Here is a 19854-nt window from a genome sequence, read left to right as displayed (position 1 = left end):
TTTTTTCACATTCTTAATCAAATCTATTTCTTTGTAATCCGCCTTTCCTTCCTCGTCTATTTTATGTTTTACTTCTGTAGAAAAAAAGTACTTTATTTTGCCATCTTTCCCATGCACCACCTTTCTGCCCCGGGCAATCAAAAGCCGTTGTTCGTATTTCTCCTGTTGAAAGATATTTTTTACTTCTTCCTCGAGAATTCCAAAAACAATCTCGCAATCTTTCAGAAACCGCTTTAGATCTTCACCGTTAAAGTCGTTTTCGTGGAGAGGCTTTTTAACCTCGATATATGCCTCGTACTCATCAGCTAATTCCTCCAACTTAAAAAAAGGTGCAACCTTAATAGAGTCCAGATCGATAAAAAGGTATCCGTCGATACGGGCTAGCAGAAGATCATCGTTATCGGGGGAGAATTCAACATTGGTCAATGATGGGATTTTAGCTTTTTCCACTTCCGGGGCGGGTACTTCTTCTCCAAAAACAGTGATCCCATCAACTCCATCTTCAGGGGGGACAAGTTCACCGATCTTTTCATCCTTCTTTACTTTTACGGCTTCTTTACCTTCGAAGAAATAATTTATCTTACCGTGTTTTCCTTCTTTCGGTTTGGTTCCTGAAGCAATTAACAGTTTTTTATTGTATTGCGGCTCTCCTTTCAGCAGAGCAAAGACTTCCTCCTGAATGCCGACTTTTATTCCCTCCTCAGAAAGTGCATCTCTGAGCTCATCTGGAGAAAACTCGGGAGAATCTGTCAATGGGACCAGTGTAACATGCGCCTCAAATTTATCCGCTGACACTTCGATCACCACATCGACATCTTTTTTTTGACCTTCGTCACTCATCTCAGCCGGTATTTCCCATATCAAAGTTGGCAGGCTTTTGCTTTCCTCTGCCCCTATGTGTACGTCGTCAGAACATGTTTGACAGCTGACGTTTAAAATTAAGGTGTAGAACTCAGTAATTGCAAATGATTTTTACTTCCTTCTTCCCAGGAGGTTAAAGGTCTTAACTCGTCCTCAGAGTTTCACGTTTGACCATATCCTTCAGCGACAGGCGCTGCCTCCCACGACCGAAGTACACATCGGCTTCTCCGCGCAATTTATTTTGGCTTTAAGAATAATTGCTCTACTGCGCCCTGCCCAATGAACGAGCTATAGACATAGAGATCGAGATAGCCAAAACGAAGATCGCTTGGTACAGCGCGGATATGAGGTTGATAGCGGATCGTTATCGGAGGGTGTCGGGCGAAAGAAGTAGACTTAGCTCAATCCACCAGCTATTGTAAACAACGTTCAAAAAAATGGCGGGGCCCGATTTTTCGTTAACAATGAATCAGTCGTGACGGTGGTGGAGCAAAGAATGCCTGCGGTTAAGCTCTGCGAGGCGCCGGTTTATATAAATTCAAGGGACCTATGCCCGTAAATCAGCTCTGGGAAAAAAGTAAGTCTTGTGGGATTCCTGATTTTAATAAATCTTAATGTTGTGTTTTGCTTAATGCTTTCTTACATCACGGTCGTAAACTGTGAGGAGGTTTTGTTATGACTGGCGCAAAGCAAAAGATCTCACGACGTTCCTTCCTTGCCGGCTCACTGGCCGCTGCGACTGTGGCCACGGCGGTTTCTTCGAAGCGCGTGCTCGGTGCTAATGACCGGGTCCGCCTGGGAGTGATCGGCAGCGGCAACCGCTCGAGAAGCCTGATGAGAAATCTTAATGACATCGGCAAGATCGAGTGGGTCGCGCTCAGTGATGTCTGGGACGAGCGGATGAACGGAGCCGAAGAAATCTCCGGGCCTGTCGACAAGTACCCCGATTACCGTAAGCTTCTGGAACGGAAAGATATCGATGGAGTGATCGTCGGCACATTCGACCACATGCACGCCCGGATAACTGTCGATGCCTGCCGGGCGGGCAAGGATGTCTACGTGGAAAAGCCGATGACTTCGCTGCCGGTGCAGGGTCTCGAGGTCGTCCGTGCGGCCGGAGAGACCGGCCGGATCGTCCAGGTGGGAATGCAGCAGAGGAGCATACCGCACTTCAAGGAGGCGAAAGCTAAATTTTTCGATAGCGGCCTGATCGGAGAAGTAAACATGGTGCGGACAATCTGGAACGGTAACGGCGGCTACACGTTCCCTGTCCCGCCCGGGCTTGAACGTAAGCCGGGCGGCCTTGACTGGGAGGCCTGCCTGGCCTGGCTCCCAAAAATCCCCTGGGATGCAAAACGGTATTTCAACCGCTTTGCTTATTGGGATTTTTCCAGCGGCGGCATGACCGGCGGCCTGTTCGTGCACATGGTGGACGTGGTCCATTGGTTTCTGGGGCTCAGCAAACCCGTTTCGGCGGTTGCCCTTGGCGGTATATACCAGTACGACGACGGCCGCGATACGCCCGATAATATCAACCTTGTTCTCGACTACCCCAAAGTGAATGTCACTTTCGAGGCTACGATTACCGATATGGCCAGCCCGGAAGTGGCGGATATCGTCTTTATGGGAACCGGCGGAAGGCTGTCCATCTTCCGTTCGAGCTATACCTTTCTTACCTCCGGCGACGACAAGCCCGCCAGGGAGATAACCGTGAAAGTGCCCTACGGTTCGGCAAAGCAGCACCTGGCCGAATGGCTCGAATGTATGCGCTCGCGGAATAAACCCAGCGCGGATGCGGTGGAAGGCCACTATTCATCGATGGCCTGCCATATCGGCAATATCGCCTACAAAGAGAAACGCCGTGTCGAATGGCAAGAGGAATGGGACCTATGACTATCTCTCCCGGAATCAACATGGAGTTCATCCGCTGCGAAGACAAACCATTCGCAGCCGGTGTCGAGCGGGCGGCGCAGATCGGTTACAAGTACGTGGAGCCGATGGTGCATACTGGGCGTGAACTGTTGAGCGAGGCGGGATACTTTCATTCATGGTCCATGGAAGAAGACCCTCTCGAAATGAAAGAGATCCTCGACCGCCACGGGGTGAAAGCTTCCGGGCTCAGTTCTCATTGCCCGCTGATGCGCCCCGAGATCTCCGTTCCCTATCTCACCAGGGCGATTCGATTCGCCGCCGCCATCGGTGTGCCGGTGGTCAACACCGACGAGGGAATCAGGCCGCCCTGGATGAGCGATGAACAGTGTTTCGAAGTAATGAAATATACCTTGACGATGGCATTGCGCACCGCCGAGCGCTACGGCGTCTATATCGGTATCGAGCCGCATCAGAGTATTTCCTGCCGGACCGAGGGTCTGCTGCGGATTGCCACCCTGGTCGATTCGCCCTGTCTGCGAGTGAATTACGACCTGGGAAATGCCTATCTCGGTGGCGAGGACCCCTACGAAGGTCTCAAGGAAACCGTGCATTTGATGGTCCACGTGCACGCCAAGGACATAGAACTGCAAAAGTCCGAGGACGAAAGAGGCAAGGTGACCGGGACCCCTGTGGGTTGCGCCTGCGGCGACGGTGTGATCGACTGGGCGAAAGTGGTAGCCATCCTGGCGGAAGCAGGCTTTTCCGGCGTTCTCTCGGTCGAATGCGGGACGCCTGAACAGGCGCAGCGAAGCCTGAGTCACCTGCAGGCTATCATTGAAAAGGCGGGAGTAGCCGAACTATGAAAAAACAAATGTCAGCCGGAATGCTGCTGTTTATAACATCGGGCTTATTGTTACTGACAGTCTGCTCGAGTGCCGAAACCAGCCTGGACCGGTTTTTTACCAGGGATGCCATCCGGGTGCTGATCCTCACCGGCCGCAACAATCACGACTGGCGCCAAAGCTCTCCGTTTCTGAAAGAGCGCCTGCTGGCAACCGGCCGTTTCGACGTGCGTGTAACCGAGGAGCCGGCCGGGCTTACCGCCCGGTCGCTCGCCCCTTACGACCTGCTGCTGGTCGATTACTGCGGGCCCCGCTGGGGAGACGCCGCTGAGAGAGCGGTGGAGGAATTCGTCAGGGAAGGCAAGGGGCTGGTGGCGGTCCACGGCGCCAACTATGCTTTCGGCGACATGGAAGTGCTGGCCGACCGTCACGCACGCACGGGGATTTTCGAGGAACCCTGGCCGGAGTGGGCCGGGATGGTCGGCGGAATTTGGGTGGAGGGGCCGCCGAAAACGGCGCACGGCGACAGGCATTCCTTCGAAGTGAAGTTTATCGACCGGGAGCACCCGGTTGCCGCCGGGATGGCCGAAAGCTTCATCGCTACCGATGAGCTTTACCACCAGCCCAGGCTGGAATCCGAAACCCGCGTGATCGCCACCGCCTACAGTGAGCCCGCCACCGGGGGCACCGGCCGCGAGGAGCCGATCCTCTGGACGGTCGGTTACGGCGAGGGCAGGACATTTTACACCGCCCTGGGTCATAACCTGGCGGCAATGAGCGAGCCGGGATTTGTCGCCACTTTTCTGCGGGGGTGCGAATGGGCGGCCACCGGTAAAGTAACCCTGCCGGCGGAGATGGATCTCTACTCGAAAAGCCCGGATGCGCCCGAGGTCCTGGTCGTAACCGGCGGCCATGACTACGATACTGAGTTCTACACCTTGTTCGATGGTAACTGGCTGGATTGGGACCATGCCGCCTCGAATACGGATGCGTTCGCCACCGACATCAGGGAAAAATACGATGTCCTGGTGCTTTACGATCTGTACCGGGAGCTCGACCAGGCCGGCAGGAGTAACCTGCGCGCGTTCGTGGAAAGCGGCAAAGGCCTGGTGGTGCTGCACCACGCAATCGCCGACTACAACTCCTGGCCCTGGTGGTGGCGCGATGTTGTCGGCGGCAGGTATCTCCTGGAGCAGGAAGGAGAGCTGCCCGCGTCCACTTACAAGCACGATGTCGAACTTTTTATCCGTCCGGCGGAAAACCACCCGGTAACCGCCGGGATCGGGCCGATGCGCATCCGGGATGAAACGTATAAGGGGATGTGGATATCACCGGATGTAAAAGTTATCCTGGAGACCGATGAGCAGACCAGTGACGGCCCGCTGGCCTGGATCAGCCCCTACGATAAATCACGGGTGGTCGTCATCCAGCTTGGCCACGACCGTCTGGCCCACCGCCATCCCGCCTACCGCGAGCTTGTCAGGAGAGCGATCCTCTGGAGCGCGGGAAAGCTGGAATGAGAACCGGTCAGCTGGCGAGGATTCCATGATCGGCATGCTAACATAGCGCTGGTTCATTTAATCGAAGAGAATTCCTCGCAGCTTGCTGCGGGGTGGTTCTTGCGCGCGGGCGAACAAAAGGTTCTCCCCTGCGAGGAGGAACCGCTCGCTGGCCAGAACACTGCTTGATACTCCGGGTACCGGGTTTTTCCGGGGGGCGCGCATGTTTGAGCCGGCAAAGAGGCAGCGTGAAAAAGAGTCGTATCCCAGTAGAAGTATCAGAAGCGCCGAGGTCAGGCGTGCGATTCGCTTTCAGCGTGCCCCGCACGGCCGAGCGGAGTAGTTGTGAGATAAACTCCCGAGGTGATAAGCAAGCAGGAGCAGATGCGAGTTCGCGGCCCCCAATGGTTTTGCTGCTTTTGCCGAAACAAAAGCAGAAAGAAACAATTGAAAAATACTGCAAGTTTCCCCAACGGTTTGAAAATGGGATTCAGCTAGATATAAATCAGCTGCCTCGCGGCTTGCCGCGGGGTAGTTCATTGGAGGAAATTGATGAAAGAGATCCATGCGAATCCCAGCAGACGACACTTCCTCGGTACCCTGAGCTCCGCCCTCGGGCTTAGCCTGGCCGGAGGTCTGCTTAATTGCGGCACTAGACATTCCGGGGACCTGCCGAATATCGTCCTGGCTATTTCGGATGACCAGGGACGCGATCACGCCGGGTGCTATGGCGACCCTGTGGTGCGCACCCCCACGCTGGATGCGCTTGCCGGCGAAGGAGTACGTTTTACCCACGCCGTTTGCGCTTCTCCCCAGTGCAGTCCCAACCGCTCGGCCCTCTATACAGGAAAAACACCGCATACGACCGGCACGGAAGAGCTGCACTCCCCTCTGGGAGGTGATGAATTCATCTTTACCGACGCCCTGGAGCAACTGGGATACCGCTGCTGCGTCTGGCAGAAATGGCACCTGGGCGAAGCCAAACAAATCGAAGAGCCGTTTGACGACCTGCGGGCAAATCAGCCGTTTTTCTACCAGGTCGGGTACGTGGAACCCCACCGCACCTGGAAACATGAGAATATTTACGGCACCGAGGGGATAAGTGTGCCGCCCTATCTGCCGGATACCGAAGCTGTCAGGGAGGACCTCGCCGGCTACCTGAGCGATATCACCTGGATGGACAACCACCTGGGCGCGTTTCTGGAAAAGCTGGAAAACGAGGGGATAAGGGACCGGACGATCGTGATTTTCGCCGGCGACAACGGGCTGCCGTTCCCCAGGGCGAAAGCCACCCTTTACGACCCGGGCCTGCTCGTGCCGCTGGTCATTTCCTGGCCCGGACTGACCAGGGCCGGCACGGTATCCGATGCGCTGGTCAGTTTCGTAGACCTGGCGCCGACTATTCTTGCCTGGTTTAGCCTGCCGGTCCCGGAGGATATGCAGGGGCATAATCTGCTGCCCCTGCTCGAGGGCAGGGCCGATTCGGTCAGGGATGTCGTTTTCGCCGAGCGCAACGCACACGCCGACGAGTTCGTGATGAGGTGCGCCCGCACCCGCAGGCACAAGTATATACGGACCTTTACCAATTTCCCCTTTCTGCCGGTCGGGGATATCGCCAATGGCGAAAGCTGGCAGGAGATAATCAGGCTCAGGCAGGCTGGAGAGCTGCCGCAGCCGCTGGCCGATATCTACAGTGAAGACCCGGTGCCGGCCGAGGAACTTTACGACCTTGAAAGCGATCCCTGGGAATTTACTAATTTGGCTGACTCGCCGGAGCTGGCGGCAGTCAAGCGGGATTTGAGGGAAAAGTTGAAGCAATGGATGGCCGACACCGGCGATAATTCCGAACTGATCCGGCTTTTGTAATTCGGGCTACCCGTAAAAAAAGAGTCCCTTTTATCTTGAGGTATTTGATGAATAACGGGCTCTGAAAATATCGCGAATAGCTGACGTTTATTACCGGCTTATTAAACCAAGACAAGCCAGCCAGAAATCGTTGTAATGCTCCCAGAACACGAAATTGCATCCCCAGTGGGGCGCCGGATCGGACATGTAGGCCAACACTTTCCCCTCGCCGAAATCCCTGACCGCCAGCAGCGGATCGCCTGTCTGACTGACTTCCAGTAACACCGTTCCTTCCGGACGGGGCAAGGTCTTGTTGTAACCCAGGATTGGCGGGAAGCTCCCCATCTCGATTTTATCCAGCGGGTTTGAATCCTGCGTTTTCACTGCTTGGGCGGTAAAGCCCTCGGTGCTTTCAACCAGGTCTTCATGGTCCAGGCAGGACACCGGCAGCAGTTCTTTCAGTCCGGTCCTGTTCCAGCCGCCCTTGCCCATCTCGCCGCTGAACGACAGCCATCCGCCCAGCAGCATCAGTCCCTTGCCGCCTTTTACTGCTTCCACGGTAAGCCTGATCCGGTCGGGGAAAGTCAGGATTTTGGTGCCGAACAAGCGGTGGTTGAAAAAATTGGGAGCCAGTTGGAAATTTTTCGCTTCGACGTCGCTGAAGATCAGTACGTCGTATTCGTCGAGAATCTTCTCGTATTCACCGGGCCCGAGCATGTAGAAATCCCAGGTCGGCACTGAATTGACCGTGTTGGCCCCATCGCTTTCCAGCGCGGCTTTGAGCCATTTGCCATAGTTGATCGTCTCCAGGCCCTTGTGCGCATAGTTGAACGGGCTTTCCGCATAGACCGGCCCGCACTGCACCGCCCAGTCCCCCACGTAATAAATCTTTGCCATTCCCATTTCTCCAGTTAAAATAAGTAGTACCTGAAATTGTTCCGGCCGGCTAACAATGAAAAATTCGGCGGCTGTTAGTGGTTGAATGTATCATGGTTGGTCCCAACCGATCAATGCGGAGCTAAAAATGCGTAAAAAAGTGCTCGGACTCTTTATGGTCGCTTTGTTCTCCCTCAACAACAGCGCACTCGTGGCAGACGGCGATCTGTCCATCATTCCCTGGCCCCGGCAGATTGACTTGAACAGCGGTTTTTTTGCGCCGGGAGCCGGGACAGCTATCACTCACGCTCAGGAGCTGGCAAGCGAGGCGCGATACCTGCGCGCCGGACTGGCGGAACTGACAGGACTGGAGCTCGAGACATCCGCCGACGGTGGACAAATGTCAGCCGGGACGATTTCTCTGCGGCTCGACAGCAGCTCCGGAACCGGACCCGAGGGCTACCGTCTGACAGTAACTCCCGAAGCGGTGGAAATCGCGGCCTCCGCGACTGCGGGCGTGTTCTACGGAATCCAGACATTTCTGCAGTTGCTGCCTCCGGGCGGACCGCCGGCCGCCGGCCGCGTTCAGGTCCCCGCGCTGGTCATTGCCGACGGGCCGAGGTTCGGCTGGCGGGCTTACCTGCTGGACGACGCCCGCTGGTTCCATGGTGTCGATGCGGTCAGGATGGTGCTGGAGCAGATGGCCCGGCTCAAGATGAACCGGCTGCACTGGTACCTTGCCGATGACCAGGGCTGGCGGATCGAGATCATGCGATATCCGAAATTGACGGAAATCGGCTCCCGCCGCAAGGACACCCAGACCGGCGGCTGGCGCAGCGGACAGAGGACCGGCGAGCCACACCAGGGATTCTACACGCAGGAACAGGTCAGGGATCTGGTCAGCTACGCCGCCGAGCGGCAGATCACGATTGTGCCGGTGATCAGCATGCCCGGCCACGCCAGCGCGGCGATCGCCTCGTACCCGGAAATGGGCACCTCTGGCGAAAAAATTGAGGTCGAGACAACTTTCGGAGTCAAATACAATACCTTCAACGTGGCCGATGAGTGCGTTTACACGTTTCTGGAAAATATCCTCGACGAGGTAATGGGACTGTTCCCCTCGCAGGTTGTCCATCTGGGCGGCGACGAAGTCAAGTTCGACCAGTGGCTGGCCTCGGAGCAGGTGAAAGCGTTGATGGAGCGGGAGAACCTGGGCGGTCCGGCGGAGGTCCAGCGCTATTTCACCAACAGGATGTCCCGGTTTCTGCAGAGCAGGGGACGGCGCATGATGGGCTGGAACGAAATACTCGGTCACGACCTCCACGGCTTTCTCAAAAACGTGGGGGCTGGTGAAATAGCCGCCGGGTCGGGAGCCGGGAAACTGGCCGGCAACGCTGTCGTCAACTTCTGGAAGGGCGATATCGAGCTGGCCCGGGGCGCGGCAGAGCAGGGCTACGACATCGTCAACTCCCTGCATTCGAGTACCTACCTCGATTACGACTACGAGTCAATTCCGCTGGAAAAAGCCTACGCGTTCGAGCCGATCCCCGAGGGACTGCCCGAGCAGTACCATCACAAGGTGCTGGGACTGGGCTGCCAGATGTGGGGCGAATGGATTCCCACCAGGCAAAGGCTGGAATACCAGACTTTCCCCAGATTGGCGGCCTATGCTGAAGTGGGCTGGAGCCAGCGTGAGGCCAGAAATCTGCAAAAGTTCCTGGCCCGGCTGGAAGTGCAGAAAGACAGGTGGGACCGTGATGGTATCGGTTACGCGGACGTTCCCTGACCGGTTTCAAGACCGGCTCCAGGCTGTCGTATAACGCACTGGTTTTCACCTCAATTTCATTTTACCGGGAAGAATGCAAATCATGGGTAAGCTGAATCTGTTATGGTTGATGGCCCTGCTGATTGCGCTCCCGTGCCGGCCCGGCGCGGGGCAGCTCGAACTGGGTTCGTTCGAGGTCAGGCCGGAAGCCGACAGGCCGGAGCTGGCCGCAGCTTATGTCCCGAGCACACGGAAAGTGATGCTCCACGACAGGCCCTCGGCGGACCAGCCGGTGGCGGTTGTGTCTCTCGCCGCTGCCGCCGGAAACTCCGCTGAAGTGGATGAAACCCACGGGTGGGAGAGACATACGATCGAGACGGACCTGGGCGTGTATGGCATGTGGGGCTTCGACCGGGCCGATATCGACGGAGACGGGAAGCTCGACGTCCTGTTCTGCCTGAGCGCCCGGAGGCTGGCGAAACCGCACGACGGGGTCTACTGGTACAAAGTACCCGAAGACCCGCGGAATGGGACCTGGTTGCGCCGGCGTCTTACTTCACCGGAATATCCGATCCGCTGGAGCATGGCCTTGGCCACTGGAGACGTGGACAATGACGGCGACATCGACGTAGTGGCCCTGTCCTTCGATAACAGCAACGTCTACCTTGCGCTGAACCAGTTGAATGAAGGCGGTGATGTAAATCAGCCCTGGCGGACTCTGGTAATCCTGGAATCGCCGGGGGTGCACAGGGACGGTGAACGGGTGGAACTGGTCGATATCGATGGTGACGGGTACAAGGATGTTGTTTTTCCGCGCGGCCTGCCGGGTGAACGTGGCGTACGGATACTGTTCAACCCTTCCGGAAAACCCTCTGAAAACTGGCGTCAGAGGCAGATCGGCGTCCACGAAGCATGGGACGCACATGATGTAATGAGCGTTGACCTGGATTCCGATGGCGATCTGGACATCGTATTCTCCGGAGGTTCGGGAGATACGACAGGTGACGTCTACTGGTACGAGCATCCTGACGGAAACCCACGCAACGGAGCCTGGGTCCGGCATAGAGTGAGCCCTATCGAACCGGTAGATACTTACGGAGGACTAAAAATAGAAGACATCGACCGGGACGGCAGGCCGGATATCCTGGTAACCGAAGCTCATGGGGACCCCGGCAGGATCATGTGGTATAAAAATCCCGTTCCGGCCACCGGCATCTGGAATAGATACGAAATCGGCACTCAGTTTTACCCTCACGTAAGCGCTCTGTTCGATATCGATGGAGACGGATTGAGTGAGCTCTGGGTGCCGGATTGCTCTTTCATGGCATCCGGGCATTTCGGTCAGCGGAAAGGCGGGCTGGTATATTTCAAGAGGGGCGCGGACCCTACCGAGCCGTGGGTAAAGCACAGGGTCGCTTATCCACCCGAGGTCGGAAGACCGTGTCTTGCGATGGACGTAGACGGCGACGGTGACCTGGACGTGGTTTGCGGAGCGGACCTGCTGGAAAACACCGGCTCGCTGGTCTGGTGGGAGAACCGATTGGAGCGGTAAGGGAGGTGGCAGAGTTGAGGGGGGATAATCAGCTATCGGCAAAAATCAAAAAAGGAAGATGTTAACTGTGCGGATTATCTTATCGGCAGTAACCTTCTTGATAATGGCAGCATATATTATTGCGAAAGAAGGCCAAGCGCAGGGCGGGATTGATAAGACCGCGAGGTGGAGACGCCAGCTTGTCGAGCAGGAGGTAGGGCGGCTCTTGCTGGGTGGATTTGCCAAGGCAGACCTCAACGGCGACGGCCGGCAGGGGATTTTTGAATGAGCATTTTCTTTAGAGGCATACTTGGACTTGTACCTGTATATCCTGCTAATCTTGTGGGACGATAGCAACAAAAAAGAAGGTGGAATTTTCTGGAATTACAACTGATTTTTCTCCTGCCGCCAACGGCAAGCTGATTCTCTTTTGATTGACTGACCGGGATAGAGCCGGTAATATACTGTCACTCAACAAGGTCCATCTGAAAGCGTCACCACTCCCTTTGCAAGGCGGCTTGGGGCCATGCTGCGGAAAATCAATCTGTTTATTCTGATTATTATCCCCTGCATCATCTCCACACAGTTGCGCGCATGCGACGTGCCCGTGTTTCGTTATGCTCTGGAACGCTGGCCCGCCGCTACCTACACTCTGACCGCTTCTACCGGCGGCGGTCTCTCCGCCGGGCAGGGCGAGGCCATTGCGCGCTGCCGGGAACTCTCCGTCGCACAGGACCTGAAAGCCAACCTCCGGTTCGTAACTGCCTCGGTGAGAACCGGGGAAAGTCGGCTGATGCTAACTTATCCGCTGGCCGGGGGCCGTCAGGCGGAAATCTGGTCGGGACCGCTGACAGAAGAAAATGCCGGCCGGATTGCTGTATCTCCCGCCAGAGAGATGATTGCCCGCCGGCTGCTCGATGGCCAGGCGGTGGTTTGGGTTCTGCTGGAGAGCGGCGACAATGATCGTGACCAGGCCGCCGCCAGCCTCCTGGAGATCGAATTGCAAAAGCTCGAAAAATCTCTCTCGCTGCCGGAAGCACTCAGCGGAGTCGCTGCGCGGGACCTGCCGGAGCTGAAAATTGACTTTTCGCTCGTGCGGGTCTCCCGTTCCGACCCGGACGAGCAGGTGCTGGTCCGGATGCTGAGCAGCACGGAGCCGGACCTGGATGCTTTCTCCGGCCAGCCGATGGCGTTTCCGGTTTTTGGGCGCGCTCGGGTGCTCTATGCCCTTGTCGGCGAGGGTATAAACCCCGAAACTGTCTCTCGGGCCTGTGCGTTTCTTGTCGGACCGTGCGCCTGCGAGATCAAGGACCTGACTCCGGGAATGGATCTGTTGGTTGCCGCGGACTGGCAAAGTGCGGTGCGGCAGAGCTGGGTGAATGCGGTAGACGCCCTGCCGCTGGCCAGTTTGGCTTCGCTTGCCGGGCGGAGTGCCGACGCCTCCGATGGGGAACGGGGTGTTTTCGGCCCCGTGTTCGGCATACTGGCCGCAGTGGCTGCCGTCCTGGCCGTTGTAGTAATCGTGAGTATCAGGATGGTCAGGTCCGGGAGGAACAAATGAACCTCTGGCGGCTTGTGAGCCGGGAAATCAGCTATCAGAAATTGGGTTTTCTCCTGGGGCTGCTCTCGGTGGCGGCGGCCACGAGTGTGCTGGTGGCGGCGCTGACCATGCTGCGCTCCCATGATCTGCGCACTGGCCAGATACTGGCCGGGAAGCAGGCTGAAACCGAGAAGGAAATGGCGCGTATGGAGGACGACTACCGCGTAATTATGAAGAAACTGGGATTCAACCTCCTGATCCTGCCGGCGTCTCAAAGCATGCAGGACTACTACGCCACCGGCTACGTTACCGAATACATGCCGGAGGAGTATGTCGCCAGGCTGGCCGGCGCGGGCTTGATGACTATCCGCCACCTGCTGCCCAGCGTCGAGCGGCAGATCAGCTGGAGCGAGCAGGGAGGCCGCCGGGTGATCCTGGCCGGAACCCGGGGCGAGGTGCCGTTGGCCCACCTGGCGCCCAAGGAACCGATCCGGGTCGCGGTCGCCAGGGGTAAAGTCGTGGTGGGCTACGAGCTGGCCCGCAGCCTGAAGCTGCGCGAAAACGACGAGGTGCTGCTGCTGGGAGAGCGGTTCACTGTCGGGGCGATACATGCTGAGCGCGGCACGCGCGATGACATCACGCTCTGGATCGATCTCGAAACCGCTCAGCGGATGCTGGGTCTGCAGGGCAGAATCAATGCCATCCTGGCGCTGAAATGCCTCTGCGCGGGGAATGAACTGGCCCAGATTCGCAGCGATGTGGCCGCTGTGCTGCCGGGAACCCGGGTTATCGAGGTGGACTCCAGGGTGGTTACCCGGGCCGAGGCGCGCCGGCGCGCCGGGCTGGCGGCCAAAACCGCGCTGGCCTCGGAGCGGGAAAACCGTGCGGTGATGAGGGCCGAACTTGAGAAGTTCGCCGCCTGGCTCTCGCCGGTGGTGATTCTGGGCGCCACACTCTGGATCGGCCTGCTGAGTTATGGCAATGTCCGCCAGCGCAGGCGGGAAATCGCTGTGCTGAGGGCTATCGGGGTCTCGTCGAGCCAGGTAATGAAAATTTTCCTGTCCAAAGCTCTCATCTTGGGACTGGCCGGGGCGATGATCGGATATTTCGCCGGACTGGCCGCCGGGACTCTCTCCGGCGAGTTGGCCGCAGGTCTGGAAGGTGTGAGAATGCTGTTTGACTTTATCATGCTGCTGGGCGTACTCTTTATCGCTCCCCTGCTCTGCGTGCTGGCCAGTTGGATCCCGGCCCTGGCGGCAAGCGGCCAGGATCCGGCCGAGGTACTCAGGGAGGAATGAGGCAAACATGCTCCGTGTTTCAGAACTCAGCAGGCACTACGAGAAAGACGGTAGTCTGATCAAGGCTGTCGACGGAGTTTCCCTGTCCGTGGATCAGGGCGAGTTCGTGGTTGTGCGGGGTCCGAGCGGCAGCGGCAAGACGACTTTACTGCTGATGGCCGGAGGACTCCTTCCGCCGGGCTCCGGGTATGTCCGCTATGACGGGACTGATATCTACTCGCTCGGCCGTGAACAACGGGCCGGGCTAAGGGCCGCCAGTGTGGGATTCGTCTTTCAGCAGTTTAACCTGATTCCCTATCTCAGCGTGCTGGATAATGTGCTCGCTCCCTCACTGGCAAAACCCGACCCGCAAGCCGCGGAGAGGGCCGCGAACTTGCTGGAGATGTTCAACCTGCGCCATCGCAGCAGACACTTTCCGGCGGAATTGAGCACCGGGGAGCGTCAGCGGGTGGGCTTGGCCAGGGCGATGCTCAACAGGCCCCGTCTGCTGCTGGCCGATGAGCCCACCGGTAATCTGGACGATGAAAACGCGCGGGAAGTCCTTAAAAGACTGGCTGATTTTACTGGCGAGGGGGGAGCTGTGCTGATGGTTACCCACAACCGCGAGGCGGCCGAGTATGGTCACAGGTCGGTTCAGCTTCGGGAAGGCCGGATCGAAACCGGTTCGGGAAATGAGGGATAGAGTCATAACCGGAAGACGCTTGATCATTCTGTCCTTTGCAGCACAATTTCTGTGCTTGCCGGACGTGACCGAATCGATGGCGGCCGATTGGCCCATGTGGCGCTCTGGCCCCGGCCGCACTGCCTGCTCTGTGGAGGAGTTGCCCGAGCGCCTTGCTCCCGCCTGGGTTCGCCACTATTCGCCCCGTCGACCGGTCTGGGACGATCCGCTCAACCAGGACCTGATGCCCTACGACAGGGTGTTCGAGCCGGTTGTGGGCGGTGGCAGGATGTACGTTGGCTTCAACGACAGCGACAAGCTGCTGGCGCTCGATACCGGCACGGGCGAGGAATTGTGGCGCTCGTACGCCGGGGGGCCGGTACGGCTTCCTCCGGTCTACTGGAACGAAGCGGTCTATTTTGTCAGCGACGACGGCTACCTTCGCTGTCTGAACGCCGCCAGCGGAGCGCTGCGCTGGAAATTCCGCGGCGGCCCCTCGGACAGAATGATTCTCGGCAACGAGCGGCTGGTTTCCACCTGGCCGGCCCGTGGCGGTCCGGTAATCGAAAACGGCAAAGTATATTTCTCCGCCAGTATCTGGCCGTTTATGGGGACGTTTATCCATGCGCTGGATGCCGCCACCGGCCAACCGGTCTGGCGGAACGACCAAACGGGAAGCCAGTTTATCCTCCAGCCCCACAACTCTCCGGCGTTCGCCGGAATAGCGCCACAGGGGGCGTTCGTGGCCACGGACCGGGAGTTGCTGGTGCCGGGAGGCCGCAGCGTTCCGGGTTGTTTTGAACTCGAAGACGGCAGCGAGCGCTATTACCATCTGGCTGCGCAGAACAGGACCGGAGGCTCATTTGCCTGCGCGGCCGGTGAGGTTTATTTCAACCATCACCGGGACAAGGTCTGTTCGATGTACGACCTGGCCACGGGCACTGGCCTCGTCCGTCAGATCGGCATGCACCCTGTTCTGGCCGACAGTCAATTTTATCTGGGTGGGGAAACAGTCCGCGCTTTCGACGCGGCCGTGCTGCAGCGCAAGGCCCGCTGGTTCCTGGCCGGGTCTTTTATCGAGAGATGGCTGGCCGGGATTAAGCCTGAAAATGTGTGGCCATCTTTCCTGGGCGAGATGCTGGCAAACTGGATCGAACGTAAATCCCGAGCCTGGCGGGAGGCAATGCTCTGGGAGGTGGAAGCCGACGGCTCCCGCGATCTGATCCGGGCGGGCAGCCGCCTCTACGCCGCCGGCAGGACGGGTATAACCGCGATCGTTCTGGACGGCGGGGATCCGTCGGTGGCCTGGAGCCTGCCGGTGGAGGGAGGAGTGGAAAGGCTGCTGGCTGCCGATGGCAAACTGTTCGCTGTCACGCTCGACGGGCGGATCATGGCCTTTGACGCACAGGACAGGGATAATGCCGTCGAGTACTTTAACGATGCTGAAAGCTGGATAGCCAACAGCAGAGAGCAGCAGAGGGCTCGGAACATTTTAAGCTCAACCGGAGTCCGGGAGGGTTACGCTGTTGTTTGCGGACCGGTCGAACCGGAGTTGGTCAAGGCCCTGACGGACAATTCCCGGCTGCATGTGCTGCTGCTGGAGCGGGACTCACTGAGGGTGGAGGCCGCCCGCCGCCGGTTTGACAGGGCTGGGAGCTACGGCAGCCGGGTTGCGGTTGTCAACTGGTCTGCCGCCGGTTTTTCGCTGCCTCCCTATCTCGCCTCGCTGATAGTGGCCGATGAGCAGGCCCTCGCACTACCGGCAGGGCTGATGAACTCGCTGCGGCCCTACGGAGGCAAGGCCTGGATCGCCGGCCGGGCGGCGGGAGTGGATGAGCTGGAGCGGTTGGCCGAAGAGACGGGAGTGGAGCTTACCGTGACCGAAGGCCGTGATGGCGCGACGGTCATGACCCGCGAGGGCCCGCTGCATGGCTCTGCGTCGTGGACCCACCAGTACGGCAACCCGGCCAACACAGTCAAGTCCGACGACAGCCTGGTCAGCCTGCCTCTCGGTTTGCTGTGGTTCGGCGGCAGCTCGAATCTCGACGTTCTGCCCCGTCACGGCCACGGGCCTCCGGAACAGGTGGTCGGCGGCCGGCTGTTTATCGAGGGGATTGATTGTATCAGCGCCAGGGATGTCTATACGGGCCGCGTGCTCTGGAAGACAGATCTCGATTTGGGTAACTACGGCCTGTACTACGATGATACCTATGCGGACACGCCCACCAGCACAAGCTACAACCAGGTGCATATCCCCGGCGCCAATATCAGGGGGACGAATTATGTGGCCACGGCCGACCGGGTTTACGTGGTGGAACAAAACACCTGCCGGGTACTTGACGCCGCCAGCGGCGAAACCATCGATAGGTTCAAACTGCCCGCCGCGGACGGGGAGGCGGCTGAGCAGTGGGGCTATATCGCCGTGCTGGGAGATTACCTGATCGCCGGCAGAGGGTTCGTGCCGATGATGCAGAAAATCCCCGATGACAGCGAGCATAACCGTCGGCTGGCCGAAATGAGCGAACGAAATCGCCGGAGAAGGCTGCCTTTCATGGAGTTCGACAAATCGGCCAGCCTGAGCCTGGTTGTGATGGACCGTCTAAGCGGAAAGCCGCTCTGGACCCGCGAGTCCAATCATGGGTTCCTGCATAACGCTATCGTAGCCGGCGGCGGCAGACTGTATTGCCTGGATAAACTGCCCCCCTACGTGGAGTCCCAGCTTCAGAGGCGGGGCGGAAAACCACCGGACGGTTACAGGCTGGTGGCCATGGATCTCGCCAGCGGCGAGCCTGTCTGGGAACATCGGGGGGCAGGCGTTTTCGGCAGTTGGCTGGCCTTGTCGGAGGAGCACGGCCTGCTGCTGCAGTCCACCCGGCCCTCCAGCGATATGTCCAGGGGCGAGGACGGCAAGAGGATGGTGGTCTATAACGCCGCCGACGGAGAGCTTGTCTGGGACAGGGAACTGGAGTATTCGTCGGTGCCGATTCTGCACGGAGAGCGGATAATCACCGCAGGATCAATGTTCAGTCTGCTCAACGGCGAGCCGTTGAAACAGGACCATCCCCTGACGGGCGAGCCGATTGCGGTAAGCTGGAAAAGGCATTATGGCTGCAACTACCCGATAGCCAGTGAGCACTTGCTCACCTTCCGTTCCGCCGCGGCCGGATTTTACGATCTGGACAATTTCGGCGGCACGGGCAATATGGGCGGGTTCAAATCCGGCTGCACCTCGAACCTGGTGGCGGCCGACGGTGTGCTGAACGCACCGGACTATACCAGGACCTGTGCATGCAGTTACCAGAACCAGACCTCACTGGCGATGGTTCACGACCCGGACGCTGAATACTGGACTTTCAATGATATCGAGCGGGGAAGCGGGCCGATCCGCAGTCTCGGGATCAATTTCGGCGCGCCGGGAGACCGCGTGGATCAGGATGGAGTCCTCTGGCTGGACTTTCCCAGCCGTGGAGGCCCCTCGCCGGAGGTTCCGGTGACTGTGAGGGGAGATAATGTCCGCTGGTTTTGCGGACACAGTTCGGGAGTTGCCGGCGATGGCCCTCGTTGGGTGGGGGCTTCCGGTATGGTTGGGGCCAGCGAGGTTACTGTTCAACTGTCCGATCAACCTGCGGGCGCAAGGCCATATAGCCTGAAGCTGGTGTTTTCAGTGAATAAAGACTCAGGCCGCGTGGCAAAGTTCGACGTGTTCGTTCAAGGCCAAAAAGTACTGCAGAACATCGAGGTCCAGCCGGCTGGCGACCGCACGAAAGCCGGCATGCTGGTAACAGCGGTGGACCGTGTTATCGCCGACCGGGAGTTGAAGCTGGAGATTGTGTCTGAAGATGGGAGCGAAGGGTCGGGAGCGGCCTTGTGCGGCTTGAAAATAATCCTCCTGGACTCATGAACCGGGCGTGCGTGTTGACCCTGTGCGGGTTACCTGTTGGTTTTTGTAAACGGCGGTTGAAATATGCGGCATTAAACAATAAAATTTCTTACCCGAAGAATCTTGGGACCGGCCCTCGGCGAGATTGGCAGATAAGGCCCTGACTTTCAATAAGTCAGGGCCTTCGTATTGCAGGACTCCGGCGGAATCCGGTCACTTGTCACTGCCGAGAGCAAGGGTTTCGCTCCAGTTGTCACCGGTAAGCGAGACCGAGATGTTGTCAAAAAGACCCGTGACCGACACGCTGCGCCCGGCGGCCGACAAGGTCAGGACACCGCCCTCGAGCGCCGCTTCGGCTCTCTCCGGCGCCGAGCCTTGCCCGATCTGCAGCAGGGAGACTATCCGGGCTTCATTCGCTCTTTCCGTGGTTGCGGCCAGGTGCCACTGCGGCTCGTAGGGGGCCGGCAGTTCCGGCTCGACAGGGTCGCCGCTGGTCAGGCTGATCCGCAGACCGGCGGGTTCGATAAACGTGACTCGCATCGCCGCCTCGCCGTTGACCGTCGTGTAGCTGCCGCCGCCGGCCTCGGTGAGGGGCGATGGCGTGTGGAGCTGCCAGGTATACTCTCTCGGCCGCGGAGCGATCAGGTGGTCCGCCACCACCACCAGGTCCGGTTTGACGAATACGATAGCCCTCCGGTACAGGTCCAGCCTGCCGCCGTAAGCTTCCGAGGCCTCGCCCACGATTATGTCGATCGAATCGCCGAACGCATAGCCGGTAATCCGTCCCACCGCGTCCAGGCTGCGGTTCACCTGGCCCTCGCCGTCCACCAGGATCGTGTTCTGGGCCTTGCTGGTCCAGTAATAGTTCTTGCAGTATTCCGAGCCGTACCAGGGACGGAACCCGGCGTGGATCGCCAGCCGGCTGCCGAACGCGGAGATGAGGAACCCGTTCTGATCGCAGTGCATGTGGCTGATCGTGCCGAGGGGCGAGGAGCGGAACTGCACCTGCACGTTGCGGCTCCCATCGGCCATGTCCGTGTTCAGGGCCGCCTGGCCCGTACCGCGGAAGATTTTGCTCGGCGGCAGGCCGCCGGCAGGCGGCTCCACCGGCACTTTTCCCCTCAGCGCCCGGCGAATGAAGGTCTGCGGCCTGACCACGCCCGGCGATACCTGGAACCAGTTCGGCGGCCTGCGCTCTCCCGGGACGACATCGATCCAGTTATCCCCCCGGTAGGCCGGGATACTGTGGGCCAGGTAGCGCCAGTCCCCCCGGCCGAGAATCAGTCCGGCGGTCTCCATCAACTGACGCATCCCCTCCGGGCGGATATTCTCGGCGCCGTCCCCGAAACTCTGGGTGAACGAGCCTCCCGGCCCCATGTACATC

13 protein-coding genes are annotated in these 19854 nt (G+C 58.7%); 10 read left to right on the top strand and 3 right to left on the bottom strand.

The features are described 5' to 3' along the window. A partial coding sequence (locus FVQ81_16000; GenBank protein MBW7998035.1) for a DUF342 domain-containing protein occupies nucleotides 1-840 on the bottom strand: 840 nt, incomplete at its 3' end. Between the two features lie 696 nt (nucleotides 841-1536). Between FVQ81_16000 and FVQ81_15995 the strand changes: the two genes are divergently transcribed. The 4 genes from FVQ81_15995 to FVQ81_15980 all read left to right on the top strand — a co-directional run bounded on the left by FVQ81_15995 (nucleotide 1537) and on the right by FVQ81_15980 (nucleotide 6940). Next, nucleotides 1537-2754 (top strand): Gfo/Idh/MocA family oxidoreductase, encoded by a 1218-nt coding sequence (locus FVQ81_15995; GenBank protein ID MBW7998034.1) that lies wholly within the window; start codon nucleotides 1537-1539, stop codon nucleotides 2752-2754. 2 nt (nucleotides 2755-2756) lie between these two features. Further along, nucleotides 2757-3596, top strand: coding sequence for a sugar phosphate isomerase/epimerase (locus FVQ81_15990; GenBank protein ID MBW7998033.1), 840 nt, complete (start codon nucleotides 2757-2759; stop codon nucleotides 3594-3596). Continuing rightward, nucleotides 3593-5095, top strand: coding sequence for a ThuA domain-containing protein (locus FVQ81_15985; protein MBW7998032.1), 1503 nt, complete (start codon nucleotides 3593-3595; stop codon nucleotides 5093-5095). Before FVQ81_15990 ends, FVQ81_15985 begins: the two co-directional genes overlap by 4 nt. A gap of 531 nt (nucleotides 5096-5626) precedes the next feature. Continuing rightward, a complete protein-coding gene (locus tag FVQ81_15980; protein ID MBW7998031.1) occupies nucleotides 5627-6940 on the top strand; it encodes a sulfatase in 1314 nt (437 codons plus the stop codon). A 90-nt stretch (nucleotides 6941-7030) separates the two neighbouring features. Here FVQ81_15980 and FVQ81_15975 read toward each other — a convergent pair whose 3' ends face one another. Beyond that, nucleotides 7031-7816, bottom strand: a complete 786-nt coding sequence (locus tag FVQ81_15975; protein MBW7998030.1) for a hypothetical protein — start codon at nucleotides 7814-7816, stop codon at nucleotides 7031-7033. An 85-nt stretch (nucleotides 7817-7901) separates the two neighbouring features. On the opposite strand from FVQ81_15975, the gene FVQ81_15970 reads away from it, so the two are divergent. From FVQ81_15970 to FVQ81_15945, 6 genes are all read left to right on the top strand, one after another. Further along, nucleotides 7902-9581: a beta-N-acetylhexosaminidase gene (locus FVQ81_15970; protein ID MBW7998029.1), complete on the top strand. Its 1680-nt coding sequence runs from the start codon at nucleotides 7902-7904 to the stop codon at nucleotides 9579-9581. Between the two features lie 73 nt (nucleotides 9582-9654). Further along, on the top strand, nucleotides 9655-11112 hold the full coding sequence (locus tag FVQ81_15965) for a VCBS repeat-containing protein (protein MBW7998028.1): 1458 nt from the start codon (nucleotides 9655-9657) through the stop codon (nucleotides 11110-11112). Nucleotides 11113-11617: 505 nt separating this feature from the next. After that, on the top strand, nucleotides 11618-12652 hold the full coding sequence (locus FVQ81_15960) for a hypothetical protein (GenBank protein MBW7998027.1): 1035 nt from the start codon (nucleotides 11618-11620) through the stop codon (nucleotides 12650-12652). Next, nucleotides 12649-13929, top strand: a complete 1281-nt coding sequence (locus tag FVQ81_15955) for an FtsX-like permease family protein (GenBank protein ID MBW7998026.1) — start codon at nucleotides 12649-12651, stop codon at nucleotides 13927-13929. The genes FVQ81_15960 and FVQ81_15955 overlap by 4 nt, the downstream gene beginning before the upstream one ends. 7 nt (nucleotides 13930-13936) lie before the next feature. Further along, nucleotides 13937-14611, top strand: a complete 675-nt coding sequence (locus FVQ81_15950; GenBank protein MBW7998025.1) for an ABC transporter ATP-binding protein — start codon at nucleotides 13937-13939, stop codon at nucleotides 14609-14611. Continuing rightward, the gene (locus FVQ81_15945) at nucleotides 14547-18491 is read left to right on the top strand and encodes a PQQ-binding-like beta-propeller repeat protein (GenBank protein MBW7998024.1); all 3945 of its coding nucleotides are present in this window, start codon (nucleotides 14547-14549) and stop codon (nucleotides 18489-18491) included. Before FVQ81_15950 ends, FVQ81_15945 begins: the two co-directional genes overlap by 65 nt. A 192-nt stretch (nucleotides 18492-18683) precedes the next feature. Here FVQ81_15945 and FVQ81_15940 read toward each other — a convergent pair whose 3' ends face one another. Beyond that, entirely contained in the window at nucleotides 18684-19853 is a 1170-nt protein-coding gene (locus FVQ81_15940) for a hypothetical protein (GenBank protein ID MBW7998023.1), read from the bottom strand. Nucleotide 19854 lies beyond the last annotated feature (1 nt).

Source organism: Candidatus Glassbacteria bacterium (assembly GCA_019456185.1).
Lineage (GTDB): Bacteria > Gemmatimonadota > Glassbacteria > GWA2-58-10 > GWA2-58-10 > JAJRTS01.
Note: the sequence above shows the minus strand (reverse complement) of the source record. Positions and strands in the feature narration are given on the sequence as shown.